20 protein-coding genes are annotated in these 20192 nt (G+C 70.2%); 15 read left to right on the top strand and 5 right to left on the bottom strand.

Translation table 11 applies throughout. The features are described 5' to 3' along the window. Positions 1 to 11: 11 nt before the first annotated feature. Positions 12 to 215 (top strand): SCO4848 family membrane protein, encoded by a 204-nt coding sequence (locus KME77_RS13935; protein WP_246609728.1) that lies wholly within the window; start codon positions 12 to 14, stop codon positions 213 to 215. On the opposite strand, the gene KME77_RS13930 is transcribed toward KME77_RS13935, so the two are convergent. After that, a complete protein-coding gene (locus KME77_RS13930; protein WP_219466848.1) occupies positions 175 to 1578 on the bottom strand; it encodes a peptide ligase PGM1-related protein in 1404 nt (467 codons plus the stop codon). The two genes, KME77_RS13935 and KME77_RS13930, sit on opposite strands and share 41 nt — an antisense overlap. A gap of 509 nt (positions 1579 to 2087) precedes the next feature. On the opposite strand from KME77_RS13930, the gene KME77_RS13925 reads away from it, so the two are divergent. After that, positions 2088 to 3305 carry a M20 family metallopeptidase gene (locus tag KME77_RS13925; protein ID WP_219466846.1) on the top strand — a complete coding sequence of 406 codons (1218 nt, stop codon included), beginning with the start codon at positions 2088 to 2090 and terminating at the stop codon, positions 3303 to 3305. 1 nt (position 3306) lies between these two features. Here the strand turns inward: KME77_RS13925 and KME77_RS13920 are convergent, their stop codons facing one another. Then, entirely contained in the window at positions 3307 to 5178 is a 1872-nt protein-coding gene (locus KME77_RS13920; RefSeq protein WP_219466844.1) for a Xaa-Pro dipeptidyl-peptidase, read from the bottom strand. Between the two features lie 291 nt (positions 5179 to 5469). Between KME77_RS13920 and KME77_RS13915 the strand changes: the two genes are divergently transcribed. The 6 genes from KME77_RS13915 (at position 5470) to KME77_RS13890 (ending at position 12303) form a co-directional block, all read left to right on the top strand. After that, positions 5470 to 6546, top strand: coding sequence for a BMP family lipoprotein (locus KME77_RS13915; RefSeq protein WP_219466841.1), 1077 nt, complete (start codon positions 5470 to 5472; stop codon positions 6544 to 6546). Between the two features lie 79 nt (positions 6547 to 6625). Continuing rightward, on the top strand, positions 6626 to 8215 hold the full coding sequence (locus KME77_RS13910; protein WP_219466838.1) for an ABC transporter ATP-binding protein: 1590 nt from the start codon (positions 6626 to 6628) through the stop codon (positions 8213 to 8215). After that, positions 8215 to 9354, top strand: a complete 1140-nt coding sequence (locus KME77_RS13905; protein ID WP_219466835.1) for an ABC transporter permease — start codon at positions 8215 to 8217, stop codon at positions 9352 to 9354. The genes KME77_RS13910 and KME77_RS13905 overlap by 1 nt, the downstream gene beginning before the upstream one ends. Then, complete coding sequence (locus tag KME77_RS13900; protein WP_219466834.1) at positions 9351 to 10631, top strand: ABC transporter permease; 1281 nt, start codon at positions 9351 to 9353, stop codon at positions 10629 to 10631. The genes KME77_RS13905 and KME77_RS13900 overlap by 4 nt, the downstream gene beginning before the upstream one ends. After that, on the top strand, positions 10628 to 11023 hold the full coding sequence (locus KME77_RS13895; RefSeq protein WP_219466833.1) for a cytidine deaminase: 396 nt from the start codon (positions 10628 to 10630) through the stop codon (positions 11021 to 11023). The genes KME77_RS13900 and KME77_RS13895 overlap by 4 nt, the downstream gene beginning before the upstream one ends. Continuing rightward, positions 11023 to 12303, top strand: coding sequence for a thymidine phosphorylase (locus KME77_RS13890; RefSeq protein WP_219466832.1), 1281 nt, complete (start codon positions 11023 to 11025; stop codon positions 12301 to 12303). The genes KME77_RS13895 and KME77_RS13890 overlap by 1 nt, the downstream gene beginning before the upstream one ends. A 44-nt stretch (positions 12304 to 12347) precedes the next feature. Here KME77_RS13890 and KME77_RS13885 read toward each other — a convergent pair whose 3' ends face one another. Further along, complete coding sequence (locus tag KME77_RS13885; RefSeq protein ID WP_219466831.1) at positions 12348 to 12734, bottom strand: MarR family winged helix-turn-helix transcriptional regulator; 387 nt, start codon at positions 12732 to 12734, stop codon at positions 12348 to 12350. Between the two features lie 87 nt (positions 12735 to 12821). Between KME77_RS13885 and KME77_RS13880 the strand changes: the two genes are divergently transcribed. From KME77_RS13880 to KME77_RS13860, 5 genes are all read left to right on the top strand, one after another. Further along, positions 12822 to 14231, top strand: coding sequence for an MFS transporter (locus tag KME77_RS13880; protein ID WP_219466829.1), 1410 nt, complete (start codon positions 12822 to 12824; stop codon positions 14229 to 14231). A gap of 102 nt (positions 14232 to 14333) precedes the next feature. Further along, positions 14334 to 14987 (top strand): AMIN-like domain-containing (lipo)protein, encoded by a 654-nt coding sequence (locus KME77_RS13875; protein ID WP_219466826.1) that lies wholly within the window; start codon positions 14334 to 14336, stop codon positions 14985 to 14987. A 4-nt stretch (positions 14988 to 14991) separates the two neighbouring features. After that, on the top strand, positions 14992 to 15348 hold the full coding sequence (locus tag KME77_RS13870; protein WP_219466823.1) for a cupin domain-containing protein: 357 nt from the start codon (positions 14992 to 14994) through the stop codon (positions 15346 to 15348). A 37-nt stretch (positions 15349 to 15385) separates the two neighbouring features. After that, positions 15386 to 16459 carry an adenosine deaminase gene (locus tag KME77_RS13865; protein ID WP_219466820.1) on the top strand — a complete coding sequence of 358 codons (1074 nt, stop codon included), beginning with the start codon at positions 15386 to 15388 and terminating at the stop codon, positions 16457 to 16459. Next, positions 16456 to 17082 (top strand): PH domain-containing protein, encoded by a 627-nt coding sequence (locus tag KME77_RS13860; RefSeq protein ID WP_219466817.1) that lies wholly within the window; start codon positions 16456 to 16458, stop codon positions 17080 to 17082. The genes KME77_RS13865 and KME77_RS13860 overlap by 4 nt, the downstream gene beginning before the upstream one ends. A 59-nt stretch (positions 17083 to 17141) precedes the next feature. Here the strand turns inward: KME77_RS13860 and KME77_RS13855 are convergent, their stop codons facing one another. After that, positions 17142 to 17549, bottom strand: coding sequence for a RidA family protein (locus KME77_RS13855; protein ID WP_219466816.1), 408 nt, complete (start codon positions 17547 to 17549; stop codon positions 17142 to 17144). A 98-nt stretch (positions 17550 to 17647) separates the two neighbouring features. Between KME77_RS13855 and KME77_RS13850 the strand changes: the two genes are divergently transcribed. Together KME77_RS13850 and KME77_RS13845 are read left to right on the top strand one after the other, a co-directional pair. Further along, positions 17648 to 18028 carry a winged helix-turn-helix transcriptional regulator gene (locus KME77_RS13850; protein ID WP_219466811.1) on the top strand — a complete coding sequence of 127 codons (381 nt, stop codon included), beginning with the start codon at positions 17648 to 17650 and terminating at the stop codon, positions 18026 to 18028. A gap of 128 nt (positions 18029 to 18156) precedes the next feature. After that, positions 18157 to 19509 (top strand): M20 metallopeptidase family protein, encoded by a 1353-nt coding sequence (locus KME77_RS13845; protein WP_219466808.1) that lies wholly within the window; start codon positions 18157 to 18159, stop codon positions 19507 to 19509. Positions 19510 to 19749: 240 nt separating this feature from the next. Here KME77_RS13845 and KME77_RS13840 read toward each other — a convergent pair. After that, positions 19750 to 20192, bottom strand: a 443-nt coding sequence (locus KME77_RS13840; protein WP_219466797.1) for an enoyl-CoA hydratase/isomerase family protein, incomplete at its 5' end; no start/stop codon positions are given.

Here is a 20192-nt window from a genome sequence, read left to right as displayed (position 1 = left end):
GCGAAGTGGTCATGTCACGAAAGATCGCCGGATTCCTCATCGTTCTCGGCGCGTTCATGGTGTTCGAATGGGTGAACCTCGTGTTTAACCTGGCAGACGGCCATCCCACGGCCTTCTACGTGGTGCACGGCATCCTCGCCGCGGTGAACGTCGTGCTCGGGATCGTGCTCGTCCTCATCGGGTGGAGGGGTTTGCGCAAAGTGCCCGTCGCGTGAGGCGGTGCAGCTCGTCGGCCTCCTCGCGGGAGTTCCCGATCGAGGTGAAGCCCAGCTTGCCGTGCTCGGGCAGCGCGCCGAGCAGGTGGTAGACGTTGCCGGTGCGGCGCTCCTGGTCGAAGCCCAGCCCAAGTTTCTCGGCCGTCCGCATCACCTCGCCGGGCGAGCGCCCGCGCAGGCAGTCGGCCGCGCAGTTGTCGGTGGCGGTGTAGTACTTGGGCTGGTCGCCGGCCATGAGCAGGCCGGTGCCCGGATCGTACGTGGCGCCCGTGGTGAGCAGCGCCGCCCCGAACGGGTGCGTGGTGCCGCCGATGCGCAGGTTGACCTCGCACAGCAGGGCCGCGTAGCCCGCGTCGGTCTCCAGCGCGAAGAAGTCCATCCCGAACAGTCCCACCACGCCGCGTTCGGCCATGACGCGGGCGATGCGGTCGGCGGAGGCGCCCACCTCGGCCCGGTATCGGGGGTCGGCGGGGAACGTGCAGCCCTGGTAGACGTCCTTGTTGGCGCCGCCGAGCACCTGGTCGTGGGTGGCGACGACGTCGTAACTGCCGCCGGGCGTGATGCGCGCCAGCGCGCTGGGGTAGTGGAGGGGGCGCTGCTCGATGTACTCCTCGACGACCGCGCCGCGTTCGCGGGCCTTGGCCGTGAAGCTCTCCCATGTCTCGCCCGCGGCCGAGAAGCGGGTCAGTGACCGGTCGGCCTTGGTGACGATGACGTTGCCCAGGCCGGAATAGCCGTCGTTCAGCTTGACCATGACCCGCTCGCCGGGCAGAGCCTCGACGGCGTCCTCGATCTCGGCCAGGGCGTGCAGGTCACCGAACCCGCGGGCCATCGGCACGTTCGCCTCGCTGCCGACCTCGCGCGCGCCGCTCTTGGAGCCGTAGTAGGACAGCGACGTGGCGGGGCCGTAGATGGGAACGTTCAGTAGCGAGGCCAGATCCTCCTCCAGCTCACTGAGCACGAACGGCACCATCCACGCGTCGCCGTCGATCGCCTCGCGCACCTGCTCGACGATTTCCGGACGCCTGAGCAGGGATCTGGTCAGCGGCTGCGAGTGCGGGTCGTCGAGGGTGATCAGGCGTAACCTCTTGGCGGCGTCGTCCGGGTCCGGCAGGAAACCGAAGTAGTAGGAGACGATGTCCGGATCGATGGGCGCGGAGGAGAGGTAGATCACCTTGACCTTGGGCTCGCGGAGGGTGAGGAGGAGGAACAGCAGCCGCTCCTCGTAGCACCTCGCGCCGGTGATGCGGCGCAGCTCATCCTGCGGGAGGGAGAGCGAGGGCACGACCACCAGGGTCCCCTCGCTCGGCTCGAAGATGCTCAACTGTGCATACTTCTCCCCGAACGGGATTTTAGTGATCATATTCCGATAGAAACACGCAATTCACGCGAAAACATCCATCGCCGTAGTGTCATGACCATGACGGAAGGTGACAGGATTCGGAATGACAGACCACGTTTGGGAGTGGCGCGTGCGGGTCACCATCTACTGATCCCTTGTGACTATTTCCGGGCCAGGCGTATGGTCACTCAACGTGACAACCTGCGGTTACGGGCATGCCTTCGGCTAACTTTCGGAGTAGTTGTCGGCGCGAACACGCACTCAAGAGATAAAGTTGGAGCATCGCCTTCGGGTTCGCGGCCGACCGCCGTGCGTCCGGGCTTGCAGCGGGTTGCCCTCGGGAGAGGTAGCGGCCCCGTGCTGACGATCTCCGGCACCGAAACCCGTGGGTGCGGCATTTGATTCGCCGGGCGGCTGCCCTGACCGGACAGCCACTGCAGCGAGGCCAAGGGAACGATTTACGGCGCAAGTAGTCGTACGACTTTTGGGCAGTTGACCTGTCGTACGGCATTTGGACGGGACGGTGACTGATGCGGGGACGTGAGCTGCGGGGGGAACTCGACGCGTTCCTGGGCGAGACCGAGCAGGAGCTGGTGGCGTTCCGTCGCGACCTGCACAAGCATCCTGAGCTGGCCTTCGCCGAATACCGCACGACCCAGCGCATCGCCGAGCGGCTCACCGCCGCCGGGCTGGTGCCGTCGGTGCTGCCACGCGGCACCGGCATCATCTGCGACGTGGGCAGCGGCGACGGCCCGACGGTCGCGCTGCGCGCCGACATCGACGCGCTGCCCCTGCAGGACGAGAAGGACGTTTCCTACCGTTCGACCGTTCCCGGGGCCTGCCACGCGTGCGGCCACGACGTGCACACCACGATCCTGCTCGGCACCTCGATCTTCCTGGCCCAGCAGGCGGCGGCCGGTCTGCTGCCCGGCCGGGTGCGGCTGATCTTCCAGCCCGCCGAGGAGTTGCCCGGCGGCGCCCTGGAGGTCATGGCCCACGGCGGCATCAGCGGCGTCGAGCGCATCTTCGGCCTGCACTGCGACCCGCGCGTCGACCTCGGCCAGGTCGGGCTCAAGCCCGGCCCGATCACCTCGGCCTGCGACAAGCTGGTCATCAGGGTGTCGGGTCCCGGCGGCCACACGGCCAGGCCGCACCTGACCGCCGACCTGGTCTTCGCCCTGGCCAAGATCCTCACCGAGCTGCCCGCCGCGCTGTCGCGCCGCGTCGACCCGCGCTCCTCGCTCAGCCTGGTCTGGGGCAAGGTGGAGGCCGGCAGCGCCGCCAACGCCATCCCCGACGACGGCGTGGCCGAGGGCACCGTGCGCTGCCTCGACGAGAACGCCTGGCACGCCGCCCCCGACCTGATCAAGGCGCTGCTGGAGTCGGTGGCCGGCGCGTACGGCGTCGAGGCCACGATGGAGTACACCCGAGGCGTGCCGCCGGTCGTCAACGACGAGATGTGCGTCGGCATGCTGGCCGAGGCGGCCGAGCGGGCGCTCGGCCCGGGCGCGGTGGTGCCGACGCAGCAGTCCCTGGGCGGCGAGGACTTCGCCTGGTACCTGGAGTCGATCCCGGGCGCGCTGGCCCGGCTCGGCACCCGGACCCCTGATGGTGTCACCTACGACATCCACCAGGGGACCTTCGACGTCGACGAGGACTGCATCGGGATGGGCGTCCGGCTGATGGCCGCCACCGCGCTGACGGCGCTCTGGGAGCCGGTCGTCGACCCGCTGACCTCTATGGCCTGAGCTATGGCTTGAGCGTCACCGGCAGGGTCAGCGTCGAGCGGGCCGGGTCGATCGTGAACTGGCTGCCCTCCGGGTAGCGCAGCGTGTAGTCCCGGTCCGTCGAGGTGATGATCAGGCCGATCCTGTGGCCCTGCTTGAACAGGTGGTCCTTGGGCTGGAAGTCCCAGGTGAAGCCGTACTCCCGGCCGGCCTTGACCGGCTCGGTCCTGGAGGCGTCGCTCCTGTTGCGGATGTCCAGCCAGCCCCGGGAGACGATCTGGTACGGCGTCGTCGCGGTGCCCAGCCTGCGCAGCGCCGTGCAGCCCGTGTCACCTGGGATTCCCTGGCCGTAGCAGAGCGTCTCGCCGGTCGGGACCAGCGTGCCGTTCGCGCGGGTGTCGGTGCCGTAGTCGACCAGCAGGGCCGTCAGGTACGGCGACGAGCCCGACTTGCGCGCGGCCCGCAGCGAGATGATAGGGGTCCCCGAAATTCTGACCGGAGCGGGCAGTTCGGCGGTCAGATAGGCCAGCCGGTTCGGGTCGGCGCCGGGTGCCGACTCGACGAGCTGCTCGGCCGTACGGGCCTTCTGATCTGCGAAGCTCTCCCGGTTGGAACGTTGCGGGAGCAGGCTCAGCTTCGCCCCTGACCCCAGGTGGAAGTTCACCGCTCTGGTGGCCGGAAGTGGCCACGATCTGTGAGTGCCCCACTCGCCGGGCGCGATCTCCACGTCCGCCTGCGGCTCGCGCATGATGCCCGAGTCGATCCCGTACAGCCAGTAGTCGAACCAGCCGTGGAGCTGGCGCAGCCATTCGGCGGTACGCAGGTTGAAGGGGTTCATGTGGGTGCCCTGGTGCAGCCAGATCTTGCGCGGCACGTGGCGCTGGGCCAGCGCGTACCACCACTGGGCGTACTGCTTGGTCTTGACGTTCCAGTCGTTGAGGCCGTGGACGACGAAGACGCTGGCCTTGACCTTGTTCACGTCGTTGAGGTAGTTGCGCACGTCCCAGAAGCGGCTGTAGTCGCCGCTCAACCGGTCCTGCGCGGTCGTCAGGTAGTCCATGACCGGGGCGCACACCTGCTGGCCGTCGGCGCGGGTGAGCACGTACTTGGCCAGCACGTCGGTGTCCTCGCCCTGGAAGCCGCCCGGCGCCAGCACGCCGCCGTTCGCGCGGTAGTAGTCGTACCAGGAGGAGATCGCGGCGATCGGCACGATCGTCTTCAGGCCCTTGACGCCGGTCGCGGCGACGGCGTTGGGCAGGGTGCCGTTGTAGGAGACGCCGATCATGCCGACGTTGCCGGTGGACCAGGTGGCCGAGACGGGCTCACCCTCGGGGGTGAAGCCGCGGGCGCGGCCGTTGAGCCAGTCGATGGCGGCCTTCGGGCCGGCGGTCTCGTTGCGGTCGCCGGTGGTGGGGCAGCCGGTCGCCCTGCCGCTGCCCAGGTTCTCCACCAGGGCGATGGCGTAGCCGCGGGGCAGGAAGTAGTTGTCGTAGTAACCGTCGAACGGCTCGGCGGCCAGTTTGTTGGCCTGGGCGCGCAGGGTCGGCAGGGGGTTGCCGTACTCGTCCACGTCCACCGGGTGGTTCGGCACGTCGTTGCCGCCCGCGTAGTACGGGCTGGCCTCCATGATCACCGGGACCTTCAGGCCCGACTCGGTCTCCTTCGGGCGCAGGATGTCCACGGCCACGCGGTCGGGCCGGCCGTCGCTGTCGCTGTCGGTGCCGGCCACCTCGACGTACACCGTCTGTTTGACGGCGTCCGCACGGGAGAAGATCGGCTGCGTAACGTGGTTCTCGATCTTGATGGCCGGGGTGCCGGCCGTCGCCGGGGTCGTGGTCAGGGCCGCGACGAGGGCCGCGGCCAGCGGCACGATCAAGGCCTTCCAAGGGTGCATGTCAGGCTCCAAGATGAAATATCCATCGTCGCCTTGGAATCTCTGCCATGATCGATCGGACGGCAAGGGCCCCCCGACCACCAAAGTTGGGCAAAGCTTTCAGCGCCGGTCCCCGCCCCCTGACCTGAGAATCAGGTCACGGACGCGACTGATGTCGATAACGGAGCGGTTGCGACCCTGTGCGCCGGTTTGGTCTGCCCTGGTCAACCAACTATCTTCCGTGCAGGGTTGCCGTACATTTCTTCGCGCCTGCGATGAAGTTTGACGGCGGGGAAATGGAAGGGAGTCGCCTTGCTCAGCAAGCGATTCGGCAGAATGGCGGCCGGTTCGATCGCCGGCGCCATGCTCATGGCGGCCGCGGCCTGTGGTGGGGGCGGCGGAGAGACCGGTGCCACGTCCAGCGCGGCGCCCAGCGCCGGCGCCAGTAGCGAGGCGCCGAAGACCGGTGCGCTCAAGGTCGGCCTCGCGTTCGACGTCGGCGGCCGGGGTGACAAGTCCTTCAACGACGCCGCCTACGCCGGCCTGGAGAAGGCCAAGACCGACCTCAGCGCCGACATCAAGGAGCTGAGCCCGGCGGCTGACGGCTCCAACCGTGGTGAGCTGCTGCGCCAGCTGGCCGACGCGGGCTACAACCCGATCATCGGCGTCGGCTTCGCGTACGGCGAGGACATCAAGAAGACGGCCGAGGAGTACCCGGAGATCCAGTTCGCGGTCGTGGACTCCGCCTCCAACGCGCCCAACGTGACCGGCCTGCTGTTCGCCGAGGAGCAGGGCTCCTACCTGGCGGGCGTCGCGGCGGCGCTCAAGGCCAAGAGCGGCCACGTCGGCTTCGTCGGCGGCGTCGAGAACGACCTCATCAAGAAGTTCGAGGCCGGGTTCGACGCGGGCGTGAAGTCGGTCAAGAAGGACGCCAAGATCGACGTCAAGTACCTGACGCCCGACGGCGACTTCAGCGGCTTCAAGGCCCCCGACAAGGGCAAGGTCGCGGCCGAGAAGATGTTCCAGGACGGCGCGGAGATCGTCTACCACGCCGCCGGTGACTCCGGCCTCGGCGTGTTCCAGGCGGCGGCCGCGGCCAAGAAGCTGGCCATCGGCGTCGACTCCGACCAGCGCCAGACGGTCAAGGAGGCCAACCTCCAGCCGGTCATCATGACCTCGATGCTCAAGCGCGTGGACGTCGGCGTGTTCGAGTTCATCAAGGCGTTCCAGGGCGGCGCCAAGGGCGGCGCCAACACCGTCTACGACCTGAAGGTCGACGGCGTCGGGCTGGCCACCACCGGTGGCGACATCGACGACATCAAGGACAAGCTGGACACTGCCAAGCAGGACATCATCGACGGCAAAATCACGGTTCCGACCAAGCCGTAATCTGGGTAGAAAAGATGATCGAGGGCCCGGAGTCCAGACCCCGGGCCTTCGGCCTATCCGCCCGGCTCGAGGAGACTTCATGAGCTCGGACACCCTCGCCGCGGTGGAACCCGCCGTCGAGCTGGAGGGCATCACCAAACGCTTCCCCGGCGTCGTCGCCAACCATGACATCCGCATCACCGTCGAACCCGGCACGGTGCACGCGATCGTCGGCGAGAACGGCGCGGGCAAGTCCACCCTGATGAAGATCCTGTACGGCATGCAGAAGCCGGACGAGGGCACCATCAGGGTGAACGGCAAGGAAGTGACCTTCAGGACCCCCAGCGACGCCATCGACGCCGGCATCGGCATGGTCCACCAGCACTTCATGCTGGCCGACAACTTCACCGTGCTGGAGAACATCGTCCTGGGCGCCGAGCCGAAGCGGGCCGGCATGCTCGACACGGCCAGGGCCCGCAAGCGCGTCACCGAGCTGGCGTCGAGCCACGGCCTGCGGGTGGACCCCGACCGGCTGGTGGAGGACCTCGGCGTGGGCGACCGCCAGCGCGTGGAGATCCTCAAGGTCCTCTACCGGGGCGCGCGGATCCTGATCCTCGACGAGCCGACGGCCGTGCTGGTGCCGCAGGAGGTCGAGGAGCTCTTCCAGAACCTGCGCGAGCTCAAGGCCGAGGGGCTCACCGTCATCTTCATCTCGCACAAGCTGGACGAGGTGCTCAGCATCGCCGACGCGATCACCGTGATCCGGCGCGGCACCACCGTCGCCAGCGTCGAGCCCAGCCAGGTCACCGCCAGGCAGCTGGCCGAGCTGATGGTCGGCAGCGAGCTGCCCACGCCCGAGACCCGCGAGTCCACGGTGACCGAGACCGTCGCGCTGACGGTGTCCGGGCTGACCATGGAGGCCGGCCCTCACCACCCGGGCGTCCCGCTGGAGAAGCTCCGCCAGGAGGGCGCGCGGCTGCTCCTGGACGACGTGTCGTTCGACATCCACAAGGGCGAGATCCTCGGCATCGCCGGCGTCGAGGGCAACGGCCAGTCCGAGCTGATCGAGGCCATCATGGGCATGCGGCCCGCGCACGGCCACATCGCCCTGGACGGCGCGGACATCAACGAGTGGTCCACCCTCAAACGCCGCGAGTCGGGCATCGGCTACATCCCGGAGGACCGCCACCGGCAGGGCCTGCTGCTGGAGGCCTCCCTGTGGGAGAACCGGGTGCTCGGCCACCAGACCAGAGCGCCCGCCCGGCGCGGCATCTGGGTCAACAGAAGCGCCGCCAGGGCCGACACCGAGCGCATCGTCAAGGAGTACGACGTGCGCACGCCGGGCGTCGACACCCTGGCCCTCGCCCTGTCGGGCGGCAACCAGCAGAAGCTGATCGTCGGCCGCGAGATGAGCGGCGAGCCCAAGTTCCTCATCGCCGCCCACCCCACGCGCGGCGTGGACGTGGGCGCGCAGGCCGCCATCTGGGACCACCTGCGCAACGCCAGGGCGGCGGGGCTGGCCGTGCTGCTGATCTCGGCCGACCTGGACGAGCTCATCGGCCTGTCCGACACGCTGCGGGTCATCTACCGGGGGCGGCTCGTGGCCGGCCTGGACCCGTCCCACGTCACCCCCGAGCAGTTGGGCGGCTACATGACCGGCGCCATCACCGATACCGCTGAGGAGTCCTGATGCCCGCCGGGCTCTACCGGGCGCTGCTGACGGTCGCGGGGGCCGTCGCCGCCATCATCCTGGCGATCGCGATCTCCAGTGTCGCGATCATCGCGGCGGGGGCCAGCCCCGGGGCCGCGTTCACCGCCTTCCTCAACTTCGGCGAGACCGAGCGCGCGGTCGTCAACAGCATCACGACCATGCTCAACCGGGCCGTCCCGCTGTTCATCGCCGGTCTGGCGGTGGCCGTCGGCTTCCGCATGAACCTCTTCAACATCGGCGTCGAGGGCCAGTACCGGATCGCCGCCATCTGCGCCGCGTTCGTCGGCTCGCTGTTCACGGCGCCGTCCTGGATCCAGATCCCGGTGATCATCCTGGTGGCGGCCGTCGTCGGCGGCCTGTACGCGCTGATCCCCGCCGTGATGAAGGTGACGAGGGGGGTGAACGAGGTCATCGCCACGATCATGCTGAACTACATCGCGATCAACCTGGCCGCCTACCTCGTCCGCGGCCCCTTCACCGGCAAGCGGGCCGAGGGCCTGCTGACCACCACGACGCCCACGCTGCCCGAGTCGGCCTGGTTCCCCAACCTGAACTGGCTGTTCACGATGTTCGGGCTGCCCGCGCCGCGCGGTGGCGGCCTGTGGGGCTTCCTGATCGTGGCGGTCCTGCTCGGCATCGGCCTGTGGGTGCTGCTGGAGCGGACCAGGTTCGGCTTCGACGTCAAGGCCAGCGGCCTGAACTCCTCGGCCGCCCTCGCCTCCGGCGTCAACCCGAAGACCATGGTCATCTCCGCGATGGTGCTGTCCGGCGCGATCGCCGGGCTGATCGGACTGCCGGAGATCCTCGGCGACAAGCACTCCTTCGGCTCGAACTTCACCCCCGGCCTGGGCTTCCTGGGCATCGCGGTGGCGCTGCTCGGACGGAACAAACCGGGCGGCATCGCGATCGCGGCGCTGCTGTTCGGCTTCCTGGACCGGGCTCAGGGGCCGCTGCAGTTCGCCAGCGTGCCGCCCTCCGTCATCATGATCATGCAGGGCACGATCGTGCTGCTGGTCGTCATCGCCAACGAGATCACCAGCAGGATCGCGCTGCGGCGCGAGGAACGCCGGGCCGCGCAGCAGCTCGGCCGGAACACTCCCGTTGAGGTGGCAGCATGAGCAGGCTCAGCAAGTACCACCTGACGCTTGTCGGCGTGGCCGCGCTCATCCTGCTGATGTCGCTGGTCCGCGTCATCTCCGGCCAGAACGACATCACCTCCTCCGGCACCTTCTCCGCGGCGCTGCTGCTGTCGGTGCCGATCGGGCTGGCCGGGCTCGGCGGCCTGTGGGCCGAGCGGGCGGGCGTGGTCAACATCGGCCTCGAAGGCATGATGGTGATGGGCACCTGGTTCGCCGGCTGGGCCGGATACCAGTGGGGGGCCTGGGCCGCGCTCATAGCGGGCCTGCTCGCGGGCGCGCTCGGCGGCCTGATCCACGCGGTCGCGACCGTGACGTTCGGCGTCGACCACATCATCAGCGGCGTCGCCATCAACCTGCTCGGGCCCGGCATCACCCGGTTCCTGTCCGAGGTCCTCTACAAGGAGGGCACGGCCGCGGCCACGGCGGGCGCGGGCATCACGACCTCGCCGCCCCTGTCGTCGGACGCGCCGGACGTCAGCCTGCCGCTGCTCTCCGACGGCCCCGACTGGCTCGGCGCGCTGGAGCGCGCCCACTGGTTCCTGGTCTCCGACCTCGCCGGCATCCTGCGCGGTCTCACGCACGACGTGAACGTGCTGATCATCCTGGCCGTGCTGCTGCTGCCGCTGACGTTCTTCGTGCTCTGGCGCACGGCGTTCGGGCTGCGGCTGCGCTCGGCGGGCGAGAACCCGTGGGCGGCCGAGTCGCTCGGCGTGAACGTCTACCTGACCAAGTACGTCGCCGTCATCATCTCCGGCGCCTTCGCCGGGCTCGGCGGCGTGTTCCTGGTCTTCGTCACCACCAAGTACGTCGAGGGCCAGACACAGGGCCGCGGGTTCATCGGCCTGGCCGCCATGATCTTCGGCAACTGGCGGCCCGGCGGGCTGACCGCGGGCGCCGCCCTGTTCGGGTACGCCGACGCCATGCAGCTGCGCAGCTCGGGCGCCGTGACGTCGCTCCTGCTGTTCGGCGCCCTGCTCCTGCTGATCTACGTCGGCATGCGGCTGCGCCGGGTGCTGGCCTCCGATCAGCCGGCCGACCTGGCGGCCAGGGGCGCCAAGGAGTACACGGTGATCGGCGCCGCCGTCGTGGGCGCCGTCGTGCTGCTCTGGCTCTGGCTGGTCGTCGACCGGCTGCCGAACGAGTTCGTCTACATGACACCACACGTGCTCACGCTGCTCGTGCTGCTGGTGGCTTCGCAGCGGCTGCGGATGCCCAAGGCCGACGGCGTGCGCTACCGCCGGGGGGAACAACATTGAGCATCGACTGGGACGGCCTGCGCGCGGCGGCCACCGAGGCCATGCACCACGCGTACGCGCCGTACTCGAAGTTCCCGGTCGGGGCGGCGGCGATCGCGGACGACGGCCGGGTCGTCACCGGCTGCAACGTCGAGAACGCCTCCTACGGGGTGGGCCTGTGCGCCGAGTGCGGGCTGGTGTCGGCGCTGCAGGCCTCCGGCGGGGGCAGGCTCGTGGCCTTCACCTGCGTGGACGGCCACGGTGAGCTGCTGATGCCGTGCGGGCGCTGCCGTCAGCTCCTGTTCGAGTTCGGCGGCGAGGAGCTGCTGGTCGAGACCGTGGACGGGCCCAAGCGGATGGCCGAGATCCTGCCGTACGCGTTCGGGCCCGACGATCTTTCCAAGAGCGCGTGATGGACGTCATCGAGGTCATCGTCGCCAAGCGCGACGGCCAGGAGCTGTCCGAGGCCCAGATCGCCTGGGTGATCGACGCCTACACGCGCGGCGAGGTCGCCGACGAGCAGATGTCCGCGCTGGCCATGGCGATCCTGCTCAACGGCATGAACCGGACCGAGATCGCGAGCTGGACGCAGGCGATGATCCGCTCGGGCGAGCGGATGGACTGGTCCGCCCTGGACCGGCCCACCGCCGACAAGCACTCCACCGGCGGCGTCGGCGACAAGATCACGCTGCCGCTCGCGCCGCTGGTCGCCGCGTGCGGCGCGTACGTGCCGCAACTGTCCGGGCGCGGGCTCGGGCACACGGGCGGCACGCTCGACAAGCTGGAGTCGATCCCCGGCTGGAAGGCGTCGCTGTCCAACGAGGAGATGCTGTCGGTGCTACGCTCGGCGGGCGCGGTCGTCTGCGCCGCCGGGTCGGGCCTGGCCCCGGCCGACAAGAAGCTGTACGCCCTGCGCGACGTCACCGGCACGGTCGAGTCGATCCCGCTGATCGCCTCGTCCATCATGTCGAAGAAGATCGCCGAGGGCACCGGGTCGCTCGTCCTTGACGTCAAGGTGGGGTCCGGGGCGTTCATGAAGACCCCCGAGCGGGCGCGCGAGCTGGCCGAGACCATGGTGGCGCTCGGCACCGACGCGGGCGTGCGCACGGTGGCGCTGCTCACCGCCATGGACCGGCCGCTGGGGCGGGCCGTGGGCAACGCCCTGGAGGTCGAGGAGTCGGTCGAGGTGCTGGCCGGCGGCGGCCCCGCCGACGTGGTCGAGCTCACCGTACGGCTGGCCCGCGAGATGCTGGAGGCGGCCGAGATCTCCGGGCCCGACCCCGCAGACGCGCTGGCGGACGGGTCGGCCATGGACGCGTGGCGGCGCATGATCACCGCCCAGGGCGGGGACCCGGACGCGGTGCTGCCACAGGCCGCCGAGAGCATGACCCTCCAGGCGGAGGAGCCGGGGGTGCTGGCCCGGCTGGACGCCTACGCGGTCGGGCTCGCGGCCTGGCGGCTGGGCGCGGGACGGGCGCGCAAGGAGGACCCGGTGTCCTTCGGGGCGGGCATCACGCTGCACACCAAGCCGGGGGACGAGGTGCGGGCCGGGCAGCCGCTGATGACGCTGCACGCCGACGAGACGGCCCGCTTCGAGCGCGCGCTGGAGGCGTTGCGGGGGGGCTACGAGGTCGGCCCGGCCTCCGCCCAGGAGGCGCTGCCGCTGGTGATGGACCGGATCACGGCCCAGTAGCCGCCAGGCGGCCGCGCGCCGGGTGGTCTTCGCGGGCCAGTGGGTCAGCGCGCCAGAGCCGGAGCGTCGGAGAAGATCTCGGCGAGGACGGCGCGCTGCGTGGGGAGGGCCTCCTCGTAGCGCGTCCGGCCGGCGTCCGTGATGCAGACGAACACCCCGCGCCGGTCGTTGTGGCACACCCCGCGCGCGACCAGCTCGGCCTTCTCCAGGCGGGCCACCACGCGCGACAGGGCGCTCTGGCTGAGGTGAACCTCGTCGCAGAGCTCCTGGATCCGCAGGTCCTTGTCGTGGCGGACGATCCGGTCAAGCACCTCGAACTCGCTCGGCCCCAGACCATGCTTGTCGCCCAGCTCGCGTTCCAGCGCGCACATCGCCTTGGCGTGCTTGGCCAGGACGTAGTGCCAGGTCCCGACCACGAACTCCTCGTCCATGTCGCGGAGGTTACCACCTCGCCAAAATTTATGCAACGGAATTAAATGCTGTTGCATTAGATGCGAGTGCATGTAATGTTCTGACTCATGTCCTCACCTACTTCCCGCTGGGGCGCGCTCGCCGTGCTCTGCGCAGTGATCTTCCTTGACGCCCTTGACGTGTCGATGGTCGGCGTCGCGCTGCCGGCCATCCAGCACGAGCTGGGGCTTTCCACGTCTTCTCTGCAGTGGGTTGTCAGCGGCTATGTGCTCGGTTACGGCGGTCTTCTGTTGCTCGGGGGCAGGACCGCCGACCTGCTCGGGCGGCGCAGGGTGTTCCTGGTCGCGCTGGGTGTCTTCGCCGTCGCGTCGCTGCTCGGTGGTCTTGTCGACGACGGCACGTTGTTGATCGTGGCCAGGTTCGTCAAGGGAGTGGGGGCGGCGTTCACCGCGCCGGCCGCGCTCTCGATCATCACGACCACGTTTCCCGAGGGCCCCGAGCGCAACAAGGCGCTCAGCATTTTCACCGCCTCCGGCGCCAGCGGCTACTCGCTCGGCCTGGTGATGTCCGGCCTGCTGACCGAGATCGGCTGGCGGTGGACCCTCCTGATGCCGGTGCCCGTCGCGATCATCGCGCTGGTCGCCGCGCTCAAGGTACTGCCGCGTGGCAAGGAGGAGCGGGCCGAGGGCGGCCACGACCTGATCGGCGCCGTGCTGATCACCGCCTCGATGCTGCTGCTCGTCTTCACCGTCGTCGAGGCTCCGGCCGCCGGCTGGGCCTCCTTGCGCACCATCGGCTCGCTCGTCGCGGTCGCCGTGCTGCTCGGCCTGTTCGTCCTGACCGAGCTGCGGATGAGGCACCCGCTGGTGCGCCTCGGCATCCTGCGCTCCGGGCCGCTCGTGCGGGCCAACCTCGGGCTGCTCATCCTGTTCGGCTCGTACGTGGCCTTCCAGTTCGTGGCCATGCAGTACTTCCAGAACTTCCTCGGCTGGTCGGCCCTGGGCACCGCCCTGGCGTTCCTGCCGGCCGGCGTCCTCGTCGCGGTCACCTCGACCAAGATGGGCGACTTCGCCGACCGGTTCGGCACCGGCAAGCTGATCGTCATCGGGTCCGCCGCGCTGGCCGGCGGGTACGCGTTCTTCCTCGGCATCGACTCCGACCCCAGCCTGGCCGGGCTGGTCATCCCGGGCATGCTGCTGATGGGGATCGCGTTCGCCCTCTCGTTCCCCTCCCTGAACATCCAGGCCACCAACGGCGTGGACGACGACGAGCAGGGGCTGGCCTCCGGGCTGCTCAACACCTCCGGCCAGGTCGGCGGCGCGATCGTGCTGGCCGTGGTGTCGGCGGTGCTCACCTCGGGCGGCGCCACGCTGTCCATCGAGGTGCTGCGGTCGGCGATCGTGGTGTCGCTGGTGCTGGCCCTCACGGGGCTGGTGATCTCCGCCCTGGGGCTGCGGTCGCGGGCTGCGGTCGCGGCGCCGCCGGCGGAGGAGGCGAAGGTGTACGAAACGGTCTGACCTGGGTCTGGCCTCCGGTCCCGTACGGCATCGCGCGCCGTGCGGGGCCGGATCTTGTCGTTCGTCGCTTGCAGGTGCCTGAACTGGGGAATCATCACTGGTATGCGCCCGCCAGCCGCCCACGGGTCCGGTCGGAGCCGCCGCAGGCGCCCGGCCGCCGCCGTCCTCGCCCTCCTCGCCTGTGCCGCCGTACTGACCGCCTGCGGCACCTCCGCACCGGGCACAGCGGTCGGAACCGCGACAAGCTCCGCCACCACGCCGCCCGAGACCGGCACCCCTTCGCAGACCGTTTCTCCCTCGGAGACCGGCGCCCCGTCCGACCCGCCGCCGACGTCCACCGCCGAACTCGACGTCGAGCACCCCGTCGGCACCCCCGCCCGGGTCATGGCCGTCCGCTTCGCCGCCCACGGCTCCTACGACCGCGTGGTCATCGACCTCAAGGGCAAGATCCCCGGCTACACCGTCGACTGGGCCGACGAGCTGGTCCAGGACGGCTCCGGCGAGCCCATCGAGGTCAAGGGCGGCGCCTACCTCCACATCGTCCTCACCCCCGCCGAGGCCCACGACACCAAGGGCAAGCCCACCTGGACCGGCGACCCGATCCAGCAGGCGAACCTGCCCGCCGTGACCCACGTGGTGAGGACCGGCGACTTCGAGGGCCGCGTCGGCGTCGGCCTGGTGCTGGAGCGCCGCGCGCCGTTCCGCGTGAAGGAGTACACCGGCCCCGACCGCCTGGTCATCGACGTGGCACACTGACCTGGTGGTCAGAAAGATCGAAGCTCCCACCCGCGTCCCGGTGCCCGGCGGCAAGCTCATCGACGAGCACGTCGGCCGGGTGAACACCGGCGACGAGGCCGTCTCCGTCGCCCACATGGTCGCCCCGCCCGACTGGTCCGAACCCGCCCAGACCCCCTCGTTCACCGAGTACACGGTGGTCCTGCGCGGCACGGTCCTCGTCGAGCACGACGGCGGCACCACGGAGGTGACGGCGGGCCAGTCGGTGATCACCGAGCCGGGTGAGAGGATCCGCTACAGCACCGGCCCCGACGGCGCCGAGTACATCGCGGTCTGCCTGCCCGCCTTCTCCCCGGACACCGCCAACCGCGCCGACGGGTGACGGGCGGACGGGGGCGGCGGACTCATATCATGGGCGGATGAGCCCCACGCTTGACGAGATCCGACGGGCGCCCAAGGTGCTGCTGCACGACCATCTCGACGGTGGCCTGCGGGCCGAGACCGTGGTCGAGCTGGCACGCGACTCCGGGTACGGTGACCTGCCCACCACCGACGCCGACAGCCTCCGGCAGTGGTTCGAGGAGGCGGCCGACTCGGGCTCCCTGGAACGCTACCTGGAGACGTTCCAGCACACCGTCGGCGTCATGCAGACGCGCGAGTCGCTGATCCGGGTCGCCGCCGAGTGCGCCCAGGACCTCGCCGACGACGGGGTCGTGTACGCGGAGGTGCGGTTCGCGCCCGAGCAGCACACCATGAACGGCCTGAGCCTGGACCAGGTGGTCGAGGCGGTGCTGGAGGGGTTCCGGCTGGGGTCCGAGGGACGCGGCGTCAAGGTCGGCACGCTGCTGACCGCCATGCGGCACAAGGCGCGGTCCATGGAGATCGCCGAGCTGTCCGTGCGCTACCGCGACGTCGGGGTCGTGGGGTTCGACATCGCGGGCGCGGAGGCCGGGTACCCGCCCACAAGGCACCTGGACGCGTTCGAGTACCTGCAGCGGGAGAACGCCCACTTCACCATCCACGCCGGTGAGGGGTTCGGGGTGCCGTCCATCTGGCAGGCGATCCAGTGGTGCGGCGCTGACCGGCTCGGGCACGGCGTGCGCATCATCGACGACATCGCCGTCGCCGGCGACGGCACGGCCAAGCTGGGGCGGCTCGCGGCGTACGTACGGGACAAGCGGATCCCGCTGGAGATGTGCCCCACGTCCAACCTGCAGACCGGCGCGGCCGACTCCATCGCCGATCACCCGATCGGGCTGCTGCGGCGGCTGCACTTCAGGGTCACCGTCAACACCGACAACCGGCTGATGAGCCGCACCAGCGTGTCGCTGGAGTTCGCCAAGCTGGTCGAGGCGTTCGGGTACGGCTGGGACGACCTGCAGTGGTTCACGGTCAACGCGATGAAGTCGGCGTTCATCCCGTTCGACGAGCGGCTGGCGCTGATCAACGGCGTGATCAAGCCGGGGTTCGCACGGTTGAAGTGGCAGCCGTGAAGCAGGTCTACCGTTCCAGGACGGCCTTCGCGCTCGGGTGGGTCTGGCTGGCGTTCGTCGCCTTCAACGTCTACGACCTGACCGCCCGCTACAACGGCAAGCCCTCGCTGGTCGCGGGGGCGGTGCTGGGCGCGCTGACGGCGCTGGTCTACCTGGTCGCGCTCCGGCCGGCGACCGTGGTGACCGAGGACGGGCTGCTGGCCCGCAACCCGCTGCGCACCACGTTCCTGCCGTGGAAGCTGATCAAGGACGTGACCGTGGGGCACACCATCGGCGTCCACTACGGCGAGGACGACGAGGTGCTGCGGCTGTGGACGCCGATGAGCACCGCCCGCGAACGGGCCAGGGCGCAACGCCGGGCCGTCCCCCGGCCCCAGCGCGGGCGCGGGCGCTTCCAGACCGAGCCGGTGCTGAGCAAGGCGGAGCAGGCGGCGCAGGAGGCGTTCGCCGGCAAGACGCACGCCGACTGGGTGGGGCAGCAGATCACCGAGCGGGCGGAGTCGGCCAAGACGCGGGTGCAGCAGGCGGAGGCGGCTCCGGCCAGGGCCACGTGGGCGATCGACTCGGTGGTGGTGCTGGTCGTGGCCGTCGTCCTGGTGATCGCGGCGTTCCTGATCAACTAGCCGGTTCCCGTCGTTCGCGCTCGACCGGCCGGCTCGGTGTTCCCGATCGGCCGGCGGGCTCAGTCGACGACCGCGGTGGCTTCGACCTCGACCAGGTGCTCGGGCACGTCCAGCGCCGCGACGCCCAGCAGCGTGCCCGGCGGCACCGGCGTGACCCCCAGCTTCGCGGCCGCCCGCGCGACTCCCTCCAGGAAGAGCGGCATCTTGTCAGGAGTCCAGCCGACGACGTGGACGGTCAGCTTCGCCACGTCGCCGAAGGAGGCGCCGGCCGCGGCCAGGGCGGTGCCGACGTTGAGGTAACACTGCTCGACCTGGGCGGCGAGGTCGTCCTTGCCGACGGTGACCCCATCGGCGTCCCAGGCGACCTGTCCGGCGACGAACACCAGCTTCGATCCCGTCGCGACGGACACCTGCCGGTAGGCGTCGATCCGCGGCAGTCCGGTGGGATCGATCAGGGTGATGGCCATGCTGCCTGCCTCCTCGTGCTCTCTTGTGGTGACTCAGGAACCATAGGAGAGTGGGAGCTGACATGGAAGAACGCACTTTCCGGTGACTGAGGAACCTCATGGTGACCAAGCAGTACAAGGGCTCGCCCGAGGAGGCGGACCTGACCCGGGCGGACTCGCTGGCGCGGGAGATCTTCTCGGACGTCGCCAACAAGTGGGCGCTCCTGATCATCGAGGCCCTGGGGGAACGCACCCTGCGCTTCGGCGAGGTGCGTGACGAGGTCGACGGCATCAGCCACAAGATGCTCACCCAGAACCTGCGCATGCTGGAGCGCAACGGCCTGGTCGAGCGGAACGTGCACCCCACCGTGCCGCCGCGGGTCGAGTACACCCTCACCGGGCCGGGCCAGGGCCTGCGGGAGACGGTCAGCGGGATGTGCGACTGGACTCATCGCCACCTCGGCCACATCGAGGACGCCCGCCGCCGCTTCGACACCTGACGCGGGCGTGGTAGGGCATGCCCCCTGGTGATTGGAGGGCTGGCTTCAGTGCCTCCGGGTGGACGGGTGGGACATGGTCGTGTCGAGCGACCTGCCCGGACGGCGGTCGCGCTCTTGCTGGAGGGGCCATGTCGAACTCAGGGGATCATGTCGTCAGCCGGCGCGCCGTGCTCGGTGGCGCCGTTCTCGGCCTGACGGGAGGCGGCCTGATGGGAGGCGGCCTGGCGGGGGCCGGTCCGGCGCCGGGCCGGGCGGCGTACGCCGCCGGCGGTGGCGGTTCGGGGGCCGCTGCCGGAGGGCCGGGATTCGAGCCGGTGGACGAGAGGTCGGTGGACGCGGTGGCGTCCGCGCTGGACCAGGAACTGATCGTGTTACGTCGTGACATCCACCGGCACCCCGAGGTCGCGGGACAGGAGCAGCGCACGGCCGCGCTGGTCGCCCGGCGGCTGCGGGCCGCCGGGCTCGACGTCACCACGGGCGTCGGCGGGCACGGCGTGGTGGGGGTCCTCACCGGCGTCCGTCCCGGCCGTACCGTGGCCTACCGGGCGGACATGGACGCGGTGCCGCCGAACGGGCAGGTAGGCGGCGGCGCGCAGCCGGCCCACCTGTGCGGGCACGATCTGCACACGACCGTGGGCGTGGGCGTCGCGCAGGTGCTGGCGCGTCTGCGTCATCGGCTCACCGGCACCGTGGTGTTCGTCTTCCAGCCCGCCGAGGAGACGCTTGCGGGCGCCGCCGCGATGCTGGCCGACGGGGTGTTCGCGCGGGTCCGCCCGACCGAGATCCACGCCCTGCACTGCGGCCCGTTCCCGGTCGGGGAGTTCGTGGTCACGCCCGGGTTCGGGCTGCCCGGCCAGGACCGCGGCGTCGTCACGCTCACCGGCTCCGACGCGACGGCGCGGGCGCGGCGGCTCGCGGCCGACATCGGCGCGCTCGGCACGGTCGCGCCCCCCGCCACCCCCGAGGCTCTCGAACGCCTCGTGACGGACATCCAGACACCGGACGGGCCGCTGGCCAGGTTCGTCTTCATGCAGGCCCAGGCGGCCGAGGTGGAGGGCGGGGCGGAGGTGCGGCTGTCGTACCGCTGCTGGCCGGAGGACCGGTACGTCCAGGTCCGCGAGGACGTCCGCCGCCTCGCGCAGCCGCAGGGCGCCGCCGCGTCGGTGGCCTTCCCGAACGACCCGTTCCCCGCCATGGTCTGCCCCGAGCGGGAGGGGCTGGCGCTCAGGCGGCACCTGCGGCGGACGGTGGGGCAGGAGCGGGTGGGGACGTTGCACGCGGCGGTGCCGTTCAACGGGGAGGACTTCTCGCTGTTCCTGCGGCGGATGCCGGGGACGTTCAGCTTTCTTGGTGTACGGGCGCCTGGGGCGTCCATCGAGACCAGTTATCCGCATTTCGGGGCTTTCGCTCCGGACGAGCGGGCGATCGGTCATGGCGTACGCGCGATGGCCGGATGGCTGGCGGGCCGTACGCGGACGTAGGGCCGTTGGGGTAGTGGGCCGGAAGGGGACGCGGTGCGACCGGCGTCGTACGGGCATTCCGAACCGTGGGATCGAATGCGACGCTGCCCCTCGCTCGCCAGGGTCGGGTAGTCCTCGCCAGATGCCGGCCCGCATCGGGGACGAGCGAGAGTGCTGGTGCGCTGAGCCCCCCACTGGGCGCAGTGCGGAGCCCTGGAGCGCGTAGCGCGCCCCGAAAGGTGGAGGCCCATGTCTGTGGGGTCAGGGGGACTGGCGGGGGCGGTTGAGGAAGCGGGTCATGCCCGCGCGGGCGATCCCCGTCTCCTCCAGGTGGCGGGCCGCCTCCGTCTCGATGACGAAGGCGCGTTCGACCTCCTCCAGCGGCGGGCGCAGGAGTTTCAGGTGGATGGCCGTCGCGGTGCCGGGGAGGGTCCAGTGGTGGACGAGGCCGATCGCCGTCTCCAGCAGCGTGTCCGGGTCGACGATCTCGTCCAGCAGGCCGGCGGACTGGGCCTCGGCGGGGGTCAGGCGGGCCGAGTCGAGGATGATGCGGAGCGCCCGGCCGCCGACCAGTCTGCGCAGCAGGTAGCTGGAGGCGTTCGAGATCGACAGGCCGATGTGGTTCTCGGGCAGGAAGATCTCCGCGGTCGGGGTGCCGATGCGGGCGTCCATGCAGAGGGACCACTCGGCGGGGGCGGCGCCCG

Origin of the sequence: Nonomuraea rhizosphaerae (assembly GCF_019396405.1) — a bacterium.
Taxonomy (GTDB): domain Bacteria; phylum Actinomycetota; class Actinomycetes; order Streptosporangiales; family Streptosporangiaceae; genus Nonomuraea; species Nonomuraea rhizosphaerae.
This window is presented reverse-complemented; position numbering and strand designations above follow the sequence as displayed.

Coding starts and splice junctions, on each gene's coding strand:
- KME77_RS13935 (WP_246609728.1), top strand. CDS start 12: ATGTCACGAAAGATCGCCGGATTCCTCATCGTTCTCGGCGCGTTCATG.
- KME77_RS13930 (WP_219466848.1), bottom strand. CDS start 1,578: ATGATCACTAAAATCCCGTTCGGGGAGAAGTATGCACAGTTGAGCATC.
- KME77_RS13925 (WP_219466846.1), top strand. CDS start 2,088: ATGCGGGGACGTGAGCTGCGGGGGGAACTCGACGCGTTCCTGGGCGAG.
- KME77_RS13920 (WP_219466844.1), bottom strand. CDS start 5,178: ATGCACCCTTGGAAGGCCTTGATCGTGCCGCTGGCCGCGGCCCTCGTC.
- KME77_RS13910 (WP_219466838.1), top strand. CDS start 6,626: ATGAGCTCGGACACCCTCGCCGCGGTGGAACCCGCCGTCGAGCTGGAG.
- KME77_RS13905 (WP_219466835.1), top strand. CDS start 8,215: ATGCCCGCCGGGCTCTACCGGGCGCTGCTGACGGTCGCGGGGGCCGTC.
- KME77_RS13900 (WP_219466834.1), top strand. CDS start 9,351: ATGAGCAGGCTCAGCAAGTACCACCTGACGCTTGTCGGCGTGGCCGCG.
- KME77_RS13890 (WP_219466832.1), top strand. CDS start 11,023: ATGGACGTCATCGAGGTCATCGTCGCCAAGCGCGACGGCCAGGAGCTG.
- KME77_RS13885 (WP_219466831.1), bottom strand. CDS start 12,734: ATGGACGAGGAGTTCGTGGTCGGGACCTGGCACTACGTCCTGGCCAAG.
- KME77_RS13880 (WP_219466829.1), top strand. CDS start 12,822: ATGTCCTCACCTACTTCCCGCTGGGGCGCGCTCGCCGTGCTCTGCGCA.
- KME77_RS13875 (WP_219466826.1), top strand. CDS start 14,334: ATGCGCCCGCCAGCCGCCCACGGGTCCGGTCGGAGCCGCCGCAGGCGC.
- KME77_RS13865 (WP_219466820.1), top strand. CDS start 15,386: ATGAGCCCCACGCTTGACGAGATCCGACGGGCGCCCAAGGTGCTGCTG.
- KME77_RS13855 (WP_219466816.1), bottom strand. CDS start 17,549: ATGGCCATCACCCTGATCGATCCCACCGGACTGCCGCGGATCGACGCC.
- KME77_RS13850 (WP_219466811.1), top strand. CDS start 17,648: ATGGTGACCAAGCAGTACAAGGGCTCGCCCGAGGAGGCGGACCTGACC.
- KME77_RS13845 (WP_219466808.1), top strand. CDS start 18,157: ATGTCGAACTCAGGGGATCATGTCGTCAGCCGGCGCGCCGTGCTCGGT.